This is a genomic window from Ensifer aridi (assembly GCF_002078505.1).
Classification (GTDB): Bacteria; Pseudomonadota; Alphaproteobacteria; order Rhizobiales; family Rhizobiaceae; genus Sinorhizobium; species Sinorhizobium aridi.
In genome coordinates this window covers 99,422-109,814 of sequence record NZ_LUAV01000014.1, presented here as the reverse complement: position 1 = coordinate 109,814, position 10,393 = coordinate 99,422, and the positions used below count along the sequence as shown (strand labels likewise).

The window sequence follows — 10,393 nt, the reverse complement described above, 5'->3', positions numbered from 1 at the left end:
TGCCGCGATGAGCGCAAGTTTCTATATGTCGCGGCACGGAAGGCCGTAGAAAATGCCGCTGGCGCCGCACTCATGCGCTACGGCCTCAAGTGTAAACAGGGGTGTCGGCGAAAGCAGCCGCGCCGGATGCCGGATTGGATCCCGTGAACAGTCTCGATTTTGACCGCAGGCCCGAAGATACGCGCGTCGTTGTCGCCATGTCCGGCGGCGTCGATTCCTCCGTCGTGGCGGGGCTGCTCAAACGCGAGGGTTACGATGTTCTCGGCATCACACTGCAGCTCTATGACCACGGGGCGGCCGTGCATCGGGCGGGTTCCTGCTGCGCCGGCCAGGATATCGACGATGCACGGCGCGTCTGCGAGACGCTCGGTATTCCGCATTATGTGCTCGATTACGAGGCGCGCTTTCGCGAGACGGTGATCAATCCCTTCGCCGAAAGCTATGTCGCCGGCGAAACGCCGATCCCCTGTGTGGCGTGCAACCAAACGGTCAAATTCGCGGATCTGCTCGCGACCGCCAAGGAGCTCGGCGCCGATGCGCTCGCAACAGGTCACTATATCCGTTCGCGGCCGAGCCCTAACCCGCGCTATGCCGGTCAGCGCGCGCTCTACCGGCCGGCGGACGCGGAACGCGACCAGAGCTATTTCCTCTTCGCGACCACACAGGAGCAGATCGATTACCTGCGCTTTCCGCTTGGCGGTCTTCCCAAGACCGAGACGCGGGCGCTTGCCGAAGAGATGGGCCTCGTCGTCGCCAAGAAGGCCGACAGCCAGGACATCTGCTTCGTGCCGCAGGGCAAATATAGCGACATCGTCTCGAAGCTGAAGCCTAATGCGGCGCTCGCCGGCGAGATCGTCCATCTCGACGGGCGCGTGCTCGGCACGCACGAGGGCATCCTGCACTACACCATCGGCCAGCGGCGCGGCATCGGGGTCGCGACCGGCGAGCCACTCTATGTCGTTTACCTCGACGCCCGCTCGCGCCGCGTCATCGTCGGCCCCAAGGAGGCCCTTGAGACGCGCCGCGTTTACCTGCGCGACGTCAACTGGCTCGGCGACGAGGAACTCGACGAGGCGGCTACCCGGAGCTTCGAATGCTTCGCGAAGGTGCGCTCCACCCGGCAGCCGGCGCCCGCAGTTCTGAACCGCGATGCCGATGGAGTCTATGTCGAGCTCGTCGATGGTGAGGCGGGGGTTGCGCCCGGTCAGGCCTGCGCGCTCTATTCGGCGCCCGGCGAGGATGCCCGCGTCTATGGCGGCGGCTTCATCCGCAAATCCGAGCGCGAGCCGACCGCGGAGGCCGCGCTGAAAGCGCTGCTGGAGACGCCGGCGGCGGCCTGAGAGGATGCGAACGGACGCGACGCGAAAAGTTCACATTTTCCCCAATACATTGCTTGACACTAGCCGGAACAGCACCTTATAAGCCGCCCGTCCAGCCGAGACGGGCTTCGCCAGAGAAGCGTTTACGGCACCGGCGGCGGAGTAGCTCAGTAGGTTAGAGCAGAGGAATCATAATCCTTGTGTCGGGGGTTCGAATCCCTCCTCCGCTACCAACGATTTAGCCGACAGTGTGGAATCGATAAGGCTCGACAAGTATCCTTTTATTTGGATGGTGTAGGGCTCTCCTTTTTCTCTCGGGTGAACGATAACGGCCGCCACCAATTGGCGGAAGGCGCTTGCTGCACCAACGTCAAGCGTGCCGGTCTTTGTTGCGACGATGTCGGCAAGCTGCTCGACGTTCTCCTTGAAACGCTTAACCGCCTGCGGGTGGAGCTCAATGACGTTCGACGGCGATTCGCTTGCGGCAAGTTCTCGCTCCAGCCGCTCGCGCTCCTGTCGCAGTGGAAGCAGCAGGGCCGCAGCCTCTTCGTCTTCGATCAGACCTTTTGCGATTCGATCGACGATTCGCGTAATGCCTGCCTTGGCGTCGGCGAGGGCCTTCTCGGAAGTGTTCCTGTTTCTGCGCGCCTCGGCTTCAATTCTGCGGCGCTCTTCGCGGTAGGCTTTCACATATTCGTCGATGATCGCCGTGTCAGCAAACTGCATGCGCAAGCTGTCGAGCACCTGGCGCTCTATCCTCTCAATGTAATAGCGCGCGCCATTTGTGCAGCTTCGCGATTCTCGATAGGTGCTGCACTGGATCCGCGGGCCGCTGCGGTCAACGCCCATGAGCGCCATCCCGCCGCCACAGCAGCCGCACCGCAGGAGGCCAGAAAGCAAACGCTTTGACTTCGGCACGTCGCGCGGACGTGGGCCGCCTGTTGCCTCTTTGCGCGCCTGCACGGCGTCGAATAGCGACTGGTCGACGATACGAAGGTGAGGAGCATCGATCTCCTCATATTCGCTTTCTGGATTGATGCGCGATATGCGCCGACCGGTGGATGGGTCTTTGACCATGTGCACGCGGTTCCAGATCAGCCTTCCAGCATAGATAGGATTGCGAAGGATGCCGTTACCCCGCTGGCCGTTGCCATTGATGGTTGAGCCGTTCCATCGCAATCCTCGAGGGGCTGGGATGCCATCTGCGTTCAATGTCGCGGCAATTGCGCGTGGAGCGATGCCGGTGGCATAGAGCTCGAATATCCGCCGAACAGTCGCCGCTTCATCCTCGACGATCTCCAGTTCGCCTCTCTTGCCAAGCACAGGCCGGTAGCCGTAGGCCTTGCCGCCAGCATTGCGGCCGGAGCGCATAACGCCCACCATTCCGCGTTTTACCTTTTTGGCACCTTCCTCGCGCTGCATCTGGCCGATAACTCCATACATGCCGATCTGTACGGTATCCATGCGCCCGCCGTTGACGCAGTTCATTTCGACACCGCGGAACGTCAAGCTCTTGTGGATGTGCGCGAGGTCGGCGATGTCGCGCGAGATGCGGTCGGGTGCCTCTGATACCAGAACTTCGAACGCTCCCATTTCAGCCGCTTGCATAAGGCTAGAAAGACCTGGGCGACCAAACATGGATGCGCCGGACTTGGCGCGATCGAAGTATTCCTGAACGACATTAAGACCCAGCCTTTCGGCATGAGCCTTGCAAAGTCTGATCTGGTCTTCGACTGATTGGTCGTTCTGCAGGTCCGTCGAGTACCTGGCGTAAATGACGGCGCGCCTCATGATGGGCGATTGTCGTTGGCTGCCGACGCTACCATAGCGTCAATGCGGGCCTGCCGAATAGCCAAGGCTCTGACGAAAGCCAGAAACGCCTCTCGCTCGGGGGCACCGTTACTCGTGTAGTAGGCATCGTTAAATGTTGCCGGTCGCGCCGTCATCAGTCCTCCTCGGGTTGCGGGTGAGGCGTGAATTACAGTGTAAACATGCCATTTTGGCAATGGTGGCTGCGCAGAAAATGAAATGCCGCCGATTGGTGAGATCGACGGCGGGCGCTGTGGTGGCTCGGATAACCGGGGGAGCCCCGTGTTCAGCGAGGATCCACCCGACCGGCGGAACGTGTTCAAGCGCCCCACCTGGCTGCCGCCGCGGACGGCAGCGTTCAAGCATTATACACTCATCAATGTGGTGGCGAAAATACCGGCCGGCGCGCCTCAGTGCGGGAGAGGGTGGTGACCGCGCCTGCCATTGGTAACTGCGAAACTCAGTTTGCGGCGACCAGCCCATCGCCGAGAAAAGTGCGGTGCGGTCGGCCGTAGTCGGCGCCCAGCACCTGCACGTCGTACATTTCCCTTCCTGCAATAGTTCGTCTTCTATCGGCGACGATCGCGACCAATTCGCCGCTGCAAACTCGATCTCCAATTTCGAACCGGAAGCTCGGTCTTCTGCCGACCAACCGGCGCGGCAATTGAATTCTCTCAATGGTGTCAGGACGTACGTGTGCGGTCATTTCGGCTCCTCGTGTTGCGTTTGTAGCAGTGTGTTTGTACACTGTACCGACACAATAGCCGATTCCGGTGCGGTGTCAACATCCATTTGTACAGGGTACAAAAATGAAACCTATCCAATTGAAGATGGCACGTACCGCGGTCGGCTTAGGCGTACGAGAACTGGCCGAGCTGGCCGGCGTCACCGCGAACACGATTACGCGGATTGAAAACGGCGCAGACGCAAAGCAATCGACATTAGATGCCCTCCGTAAGGTACTTGAGGAAAAGGTGATCTTCCTTTCGGATGGCGAGACCACATCAGGAGGTGTTGGCGTTCGGCTACGCGATCGCCAGGCTTGACCAGAACCGATTCGCTTCCCATAGCTTCCGAAAGCGCCCACCAAGCGACCACCACCACTGAGGAGACATCGCTAATGCAGTCGGCATCCGTGCCGACGGCAACGTTTGTTCTCTATACGTGATGGATTGGATGGACTCGAAAGCTTCCCTCGACAAAATTTACACGACCGACGAAGCGGCTGAGCGCTTGCGTGTCACTCGGCGCACAATGATTAAGCTCGGCCGCGAGCTCGGCTCGTGTTCGGTGATTGGTCGCGAATATTTTTTCAGCGAGCGCGATCTGCTCGACATTTGGCAGGCCCAGCGAGCGATGCCGACGAGCGGTGAGGGACGTGCGGCCAAGGTGGGGGTTTTTGTGTCCGATGTGCGGCTGCAACACTCACTGCAGCGCCTCACGCAGCGGAAGCGGAGTCGGAGGCAGTGACTGATGACCCTCTCTCTCAGCTCCCCCTCTTCGCCACCGACCAGCAATTAGCCATTGCCATCGTCGGAAAAGCGCGCGCTGCGATGTGGGTAAAGACAGTCATCCCGCAGCTCGAGAAAAAGGGATTCCCGCGCATAGATCCGCTGCACGACGGCAGACCTGTGCCGCTGGTCAAGAAATTTTACGATGGCTATTTTGGTATTACGGCCGGCTTCTCGGTAGCCGCGCCTGATGGTGGCGAGGACTTAAGCATATGGAAGAGAAGACCGGCTTGACTCCATGCCGGCTTTGCATCCGGCCTTTTTAGCTACTTGTTTAACGTGGCTGCAAGCCGACCGGCCAAATCACCACGGGATAAAGCTCCAATACTGCCTAGCCGTGCTTGCGTCAATTCCCGGAGTTTGGTTCTCTGAAGATCCTGACGGGGGAACGAAGCGTGAGCTTGCCGGCTAGCAACGTTCTCCCCAATCAGGTGGCTCCCCGGAAGCGAGGCCAGCGCGAATGCTGGTCTCGCCGACAGGGCCTAACTAATCCTGCAACATGTCGTTGTCGGTCGCAACGACAAACAGTCGCCATACAAAATTAGTCAACAGTTGGGTGACCGTTCAACCGCGCACCGTCCTTGACCACCACCACGAGTCGAGCAACAGTCGCAACGGCAACAATTTAGGGGCGACTCGTGAAAGTCAAAATCCTTGCCGCGGCTGGTATCGCTGCGACCGTATCCTCGTGCGCCACAACCGAATCCATGTCGCGCATGAACACATATAAATTTCCGGTCCATCACGTGAAGATGGCCGACGACACTTACCGTGTGTACGAGCACAAGACGGACAACACCCTGATGGTCTCCCCGAGCCTCGGCAAGACGATGACAATCGGCGCTGTACAAGGCGCAACCCTCGGGCTGGCCGACACCATGGCGCCAGAGAAAAGGCTCGAGGCAGCCGCGCGACAGCATCTAGTGAATACTGGCCGCGGCGGCTGCAGAATCACTCGCGGCTATCTTCTGCAGAAGCCCCTTTACGAGTTCTTTTTCGAGTGCCCGACGGTGGCGCCGAAGGTATAGGGCGCGGTCTATGGCTGCGCCCTAGGGTCGCTAGCCTACCGGGAAGTACGTGAACGAGGGCGTCCCGGTAAACGTTGCGGTGAAGCCATCATAAGCATCGAGCTCGATGGTGACTGGATAGCCGGCGCCGAGCCCGCCCAAAGAGAAGACGCTACCTTCTGCCTTCGTCACGGTGAAAGCCGTGATTGTGCCCTCAATGCGAATGCACAGCTTTCGGCCGGTCGTATTACGCCAGAGCGTCCCGCTGGTCGGCGCAATCAGCCCCGATGTTGCCAATTGCGGGATAGCGCGAGAACGAACAGAGATCCGCTCGCCGCCGGCCACGAACAGCGTCCAGCCGGTATAGCCTGTGCCTATGTTTACCCCTTCGGCTTTGTTGTTCTGTCCAGCCGTGCAGTTGAAGCTTTTCGTCGCAACGATCGTGCCGCCGAGGAAGTTGTTGTCGTAAACGTTGGCGCCGGAAATCACCACTCCGAGGTCGACTTCCTCGATGTCGAGGGTTCCATCGAAAGTGTTGCCGAAGCAGTAGCCATCGCTCATGAACAGACCTGTGCCGGCATTTCCACTCGCCAGGCTGATGTCCGTGAACTGCACTTGTCGGAGCCATGCGGCGATAGTGCTGCTCGGCCCGCTGCCACCGTCTGCGATCGGGCGACCGGAAGCGCTGCCGTTCGCGATCACGCGGAGCTTGCTCTGGTACATTCCATTGATGACCAGGGCTTTGGTCGTTCCAGTGCCGCCATTGTTGATGATGAAATCAAGGGTACAGCTATTGTAGGCATCGCTGAAATCAGAAATGCCGATCGTCACCAACTGGCTGTTGTTGATGTTGCCAACGATGCGCGCCTGGAAGTCAAAGTAGAAAATCGCTTGAGCGTTGGGGTTGGATATCTCGAACCGGAAGCCGTTCTGGAAATAGAAGCCATCGTGGTTTCGGGCTGCTGCACGAATTTGAAGCCCGCGGTCTTCCGTCGTGAGCTCGGTGGGCTGCAGAAGGAGGTTTCGCGTCAGATAGTATCTGCCGTGTAACTCGCCCTGATATCCGAAGTCATCGAGGCAGAGCAGCGTCTGGAACCAGAGCTGAATCGCGTCGTGGTCATTGGTGTAGGTGACACCGAAGTCGGCCTTGGCGCCGAACATTTGCGGCGTGAGGATGTGTCCGTGGCGGACGTACGCCCCTTGGGAGCCATCCGTGGCCTTACCGTTTGGAATGATAAAGACGGCCTGAGTCGGGTCGGTGATGCGGGCTAGGGTCATGTTCGTCGTGCCGGTGAGATCGACGGCCGTGCCGGCGAACGCGTTGGCGACCGACGAGGCGAGCTTGAAACTATCCGTGCCTGTGCGGATCACGTAGTAGAGCGTGTTTGCGGCCAGTCCGTTGACCGCCGTAGCCGTGCGCACGGAATTGCCCGTCATGAAGCCGTGCGCGACGAGCGTGCACTCGTCTGTCGTGTCGTTGACGCTGGTAGTGGTGATGCTGTTCTTGATTACCAGCGCGGAAAGGTTTTCCGGATGCCAGAAGAACAGGCCGTCGCGAGTCCCGTCGCGCATGATCAGCGTGCGTTCAGCGGCAGGGTCGATCGCCTGCGCTGCGGCAAGAGATTCAACCACGACCGGAACGGACAGCAGCGCGCGCACCTGCGGGAACGTCCTGTTTTCGCGCGCAGCTCCGGTGTCGACGAGCATGGTGTTCGCAGAAAGCGGCGGGAGATTGACTCCGGCCGCCGCCGCTTCAGCCGCCGTCTTCGCCGCCTCGGCCGCGACCTGCGCCGCCTCCGCCGCAGCAACAATAGCCGACGAAGCCTGATCGCTCACAAGGCGGAACGTCGTGCCGCTGACGATGCCCAACACGATCATGCCTGCGACGAGCCCACCAGTTGCGATGTCGTTTCCGGTATTGGTCTTAATCGTGAGAGCGGAGCCCCCGTTAAAGCTGACGGTGACGGGAGAAGCAGTGTTCGCCTCAAAAACGTTCATGATGATGAGCGCGGATTCCGACACGGGAATAGAGCTCGTCGCCTGAATTGCGTTCGGCGTTCCGGCACCAGCATCGGTCGCCAGAATGAACGAATAGGGAAGATCAGCAACGCGCGTCCATGAGCCGGTGCCAGACGCACCGTTCTTGCGGTACACACCGTTGTTGGCAACGGTCGCGTCTCCATGTACCCACGCCATGGTGTTCGCGGCGTATGCCAGGCTGGCGTCCAGCGTTGCCTTCGAAGAGAAGATAAGGCCGCCAGTCGAAAGAAAGGCATTGATGATATTTTCATAGCCGGCGAGCAGCGCGCGGATCTCAGATTTTCTTACTTTGTGGTTTCCCGACGAGGGGATTCCGTCGGTTTCGTAGTCTCGATAGACGGTCGCGGCCGTAGCCATAGGGTCTCCCATAAAAGAAAAAGCCCCGGCGCTGGCCAGGGCTGTAAAACTCAGGTTTTCGGTGGGTGCGGGTTACGGGACGAAGCTGGTTCCGTCGTCGAAGGTCGCGCCGTCGTCGAACGTGACCTCGTCCTCCGCTGGTACGTCGATCGGCATTTCGTCTTCAGGCACCTCGTCAGGCACTGGATTGGGTATGCTCATTGCTCTCTCCCTCAGCGCCACTCGGCGCCGGCTTTTTCCGACTGGTACTTGGCCATGGTTGGCACCACTCTTCTGTTGGATTCGGTGACCGCGATTTGCACGATGGTGCCGCTGGCGGTTTGGATCCGCTGGTCGGCGACTTCGGCAATGACAGATGGATCAGCAGCCAGGTTGATGGTGATGACCTCTCCGCCACCTTGCGCCTTCGTGCCGCGCGGCAGAATCACTTCTCCGCGTTGCAAAATTGCGGGCACTTCCCCTGGCATAAGCCCAGCAACGCCGCCGGTATGGTATCGCTTAGCTCCGGCGAATACCGAAGGCGAAACCGCACGTTGCGGCGCCGGGCCGCCAGCTACTCCACCCTTGTGAAAGATGCTGCCGAGAATGCCGCCCAAGAAGCCACCGCCTCCGCCTGCAGAAGGCATGGAAAGTAGCTGCTGAACGACCTGCATAAGGATTTGCAAGAGCTCTTTGCCCTCGAGCTTCCCGTCAGCCAGCGCATTAGCAAGCCCCTGAACGGCCGTCTGAGCGACTTGGCCGAAGTCCGCGTATTGCTGCGTCAGCGCGCCCGTCTCGGTGCGTGTGCTTGCCGTGACGTCACGCAGGCCGGCCCAGGCGTCTTTTGCCTCGCCAAGCCCTGCTGTGAACTTCGCAGAGTAGTCGCCAACGCTGGTGCCAAGCGCATCCTTGCGGCTACTCTTGCCAACGCCGCCAGGACCAGCGAACCACGCTTCGGATGCACCCTGCATGCCGAACTGGTCGATATAGCCGGAGAAGATGTGATCGAAGATCCGGTCCTGAAACTCCGGATTGTTGAGGAACTGCTCAGGCGTCAGAACTGTGCCGATCGCTCGCTTCGACCATTCAGCGATGTTGCGGCCCATGATTTGATATCGACCATAGGCACGGTCGCCGTTCTCCAAGATGGGGCCGAGCGCACGATAATTGCCGCCGCTTTCAATGTTCGAAATCGACTGTCGCGCCGCCTGAAGTTGTACACGGCGGTTCGTGTCATCTGCCGGCAAAGGGTTGAACGGCACGATGCCGTCGGACATAGCCGGTACCGCGCTCTCAGCCTCTCTTCGAGCCGCGCTGGCCTTCTTGGCATATTCGCGAAGGGCCGCAGCGACGCGATTGATTGAACCGACGAACGAATCGGCCGCGGTTACACCGGTCTCACCCCAAGCCTGCGCCAGAGCGGTTGTCAGTTCTGCTGCCTCCCTTGTGGAGTCTTTGCCGTCCGCTACAGCGGCATCGAGCGCTTTAAACGCCGTCTGGATCCGAAGGATGCTCTCCTCTTCCGCGCCAGCGGCGCGCAATTGGGCAACAACGTCGACGAGCTCGACGGCCAGGCCCTTTGTCACCTCTCGAGCTTCGGCAAGGATCTTGTCGACATACTGCTCTGTGGCGTTCTGCAAGTCGGCGAGTTTCGCGGCCTTCTTCGCCTCCTCGGCAAATGCCTTCAGCGACGGCACGGCATCGCCCCACTCACGAGCGACAGCATCGATTAGGTCGACGTGCGCCTTGAGCGCAGCATCGGCCGCCTCTGTACCTTGGCCAACGCCTGTGAAGTAGGCTATTGCCCGCTCGCCGAGGAGTGTGAAAGCAGTCGTAGCTAAGGTGATCGGATTGAAGACCGCCGCAGCCAGGGCGCGGAAGGCGTTCGCTGCTCCGCCCGCAGACTGCAGCGCCATTCGGATCTGGTCCGCCTGTGTGGCGACCGCGCGCAATGGCGATGTGCCGGAAGCGATTTGCGCGGCGATATCGCCGAACTGGGCGGAAAGCTGCTTTGCCGCGAACCCCTGCTGTCGCATTGCCTCCGAGGAACGCTCAAAACCACGTGCCACGTTGTCATTCGCGCTCCTGAAGCTGTCCTCGGTCTTCTTTGCCGCCCGTTCTGCGGCCTTCGCAACGGCAGCTAACTGCTTTTCGAATTTTGCCTGTGTCGCCTCTATCGCGACGATGAGGCGAGCTTGATCTGTCTCACTCGCCATCCGCTGGCGCCTCGATAGATCCGGCGGCGGCGAGCGCTACTAACAGCATCGCCATCGCGATTGCTTCGATGCCGTGCCGCTCTGCGAGCGAGACGGCGATCGCAGATGCCTCGGCAAATGCATCCAAGATTTCCTGTTGCATGTGTACTCCTTCG

11 protein-coding genes, 1 tRNA gene and 1 riboswitch are annotated in these 10,393 nt (G+C 60.0%); of the genes, 6 read left to right on the top strand and 6 right to left on the bottom strand.

Annotated elements, in window-relative coordinates; translation table 11 throughout:
• The first annotated feature begins 143 nt into the window (after window positions 1-143).
• Together mnmA and AYK65_RS13810 are read left to right on the top strand one after the other, a co-directional pair.
• Window positions 144-1,340 (top strand): tRNA 2-thiouridine(34) synthase MnmA, encoded by a 1,197-nt coding sequence (mnmA, locus tag AYK65_RS13815; RefSeq protein ID WP_046116619.1) that lies wholly within the window; start codon window positions 144-146, stop codon window positions 1,338-1,340.
• Window positions 1,341-1,475: 135 nt separating this feature from the next.
• Window positions 1,476-1,552: transfer RNA gene (locus AYK65_RS13810), tRNA-Met, on the top strand.
• On the opposite strand, the gene AYK65_RS13805 is transcribed toward AYK65_RS13810, so the two are convergent.
• Both AYK65_RS13805 and AYK65_RS31680 read right to left on the bottom strand, forming a co-directional pair.
• On the bottom strand, window positions 1,509-3,110 hold the full coding sequence (locus AYK65_RS13805) for a recombinase family protein (RefSeq protein ID WP_081158878.1): 1,602 nt from the start codon (window positions 3,108-3,110) through the stop codon (window positions 1,509-1,511). The genes AYK65_RS13810 and AYK65_RS13805 overlap by 44 nt on opposite strands.
• 478 nt (window positions 3,111-3,588) lie before the next feature.
• Window positions 3,589-3,834, bottom strand: coding sequence for a hypothetical protein (locus AYK65_RS31680; protein WP_139793185.1), 246 nt, complete (start codon window positions 3,832-3,834; stop codon window positions 3,589-3,591).
• Between the two features lie 103 nt (window positions 3,835-3,937).
• On the opposite strand from AYK65_RS31680, the gene AYK65_RS13800 reads away from it, so the two are divergent.
• The 4 genes from AYK65_RS13800 (at window position 3,938) to AYK65_RS13785 (ending at window position 5,667) form a co-directional block, all read left to right on the top strand.
• Complete coding sequence (locus AYK65_RS13800; protein WP_081158778.1) at window positions 3,938-4,174, top strand: helix-turn-helix domain-containing protein; 237 nt, start codon at window positions 3,938-3,940, stop codon at window positions 4,172-4,174.
• Window positions 4,175-4,304: 130 nt separating this feature from the next.
• Entirely contained in the window at window positions 4,305-4,598 is a 294-nt protein-coding gene (locus AYK65_RS13795) for a helix-turn-helix domain-containing protein (protein WP_210190405.1), read from the top strand.
• On the top strand, window positions 4,595-4,873 hold the full coding sequence (locus tag AYK65_RS13790; protein ID WP_081158776.1) for a hypothetical protein: 279 nt from the start codon (window positions 4,595-4,597) through the stop codon (window positions 4,871-4,873). Before AYK65_RS13795 ends, AYK65_RS13790 begins: the two co-directional genes overlap by 4 nt.
• A gap of 7 nt (window positions 4,874-4,880) precedes the next feature.
• A riboswitch (SAM riboswitch) is annotated at window positions 4,881-4,959 on the bottom strand.
• A gap of 318 nt (window positions 4,960-5,277) precedes the next feature.
• Window positions 5,278-5,667, top strand: coding sequence for a hypothetical protein (locus AYK65_RS13785; protein ID WP_081158774.1), 390 nt, complete (start codon window positions 5,278-5,280; stop codon window positions 5,665-5,667).
• A 30-nt stretch (window positions 5,668-5,697) separates the two neighbouring features.
• Here the strand turns inward: AYK65_RS13785 and AYK65_RS32735 are convergent, their stop codons facing one another.
• The 4 genes from AYK65_RS32735 to AYK65_RS32400 form a co-directional block, all read right to left on the bottom strand.
• A complete protein-coding gene (locus AYK65_RS32735; protein ID WP_210190404.1) occupies window positions 5,698-8,043 on the bottom strand; it encodes a hypothetical protein in 2,346 nt (781 codons plus the stop codon).
• 72 nt (window positions 8,044-8,115) lie between these two features.
• Window positions 8,116-8,244: a hypothetical protein gene (locus AYK65_RS33480; RefSeq protein WP_275531664.1), complete on the bottom strand. Its 129-nt coding sequence runs from the start codon at window positions 8,242-8,244 to the stop codon at window positions 8,116-8,118.
• Between the two features lie 11 nt (window positions 8,245-8,255).
• Entirely contained in the window at window positions 8,256-10,238 is a 1,983-nt protein-coding gene (locus tag AYK65_RS13775; RefSeq protein ID WP_081158773.1) for a phage tail length tape measure family protein, read from the bottom strand.
• On the bottom strand, window positions 10,228-10,380 hold the full coding sequence (locus tag AYK65_RS32400) for a hypothetical protein (protein WP_172402000.1): 153 nt from the start codon (window positions 10,378-10,380) through the stop codon (window positions 10,228-10,230). The genes AYK65_RS13775 and AYK65_RS32400 overlap by 11 nt, the downstream gene beginning before the upstream one ends.
• Window positions 10,381-10,393: the final 13 nt, after the last annotated feature.

Bases quoted from the DNA above. Each gene is read 5' to 3' on its own strand.
- AYK65_RS13805 (WP_081158878.1), bottom strand. From the start codon at position 3,110: ATGAGGCGCGCCGTCATTTACGCCAGGTACTCGACGGACCTGCAGAAC.
- AYK65_RS31680 (WP_139793185.1), bottom strand. From the start codon at position 3,834: ATGACCGCACACGTACGTCCTGACACCATTGAGAGAATTCAATTGCCG.
- AYK65_RS13800 (WP_081158778.1), top strand. From the start codon at position 3,938: ATGAAACCTATCCAATTGAAGATGGCACGTACCGCGGTCGGCTTAGGC.
- AYK65_RS13795 (WP_210190405.1), top strand. From the start codon at position 4,305: ATGGACTCGAAAGCTTCCCTCGACAAAATTTACACGACCGACGAAGCG.
- AYK65_RS32735 (WP_210190404.1), bottom strand. From the start codon at position 8,043: ATGGCTACGGCCGCGACCGTCTATCGAGACTACGAAACCGACGGAATC.
- AYK65_RS33480 (WP_275531664.1), bottom strand. From the start codon at position 8,244: ATGAGCATACCCAATCCAGTGCCTGACGAGGTGCCTGAAGACGAAATG.
- AYK65_RS13775 (WP_081158773.1), bottom strand. From the start codon at position 10,238: ATGGCGAGTGAGACAGATCAAGCTCGCCTCATCGTCGCGATAGAGGCG.
- AYK65_RS32400 (WP_172402000.1), bottom strand. From the start codon at position 10,380: ATGCAACAGGAAATCTTGGATGCATTTGCCGAGGCATCTGCGATCGCC.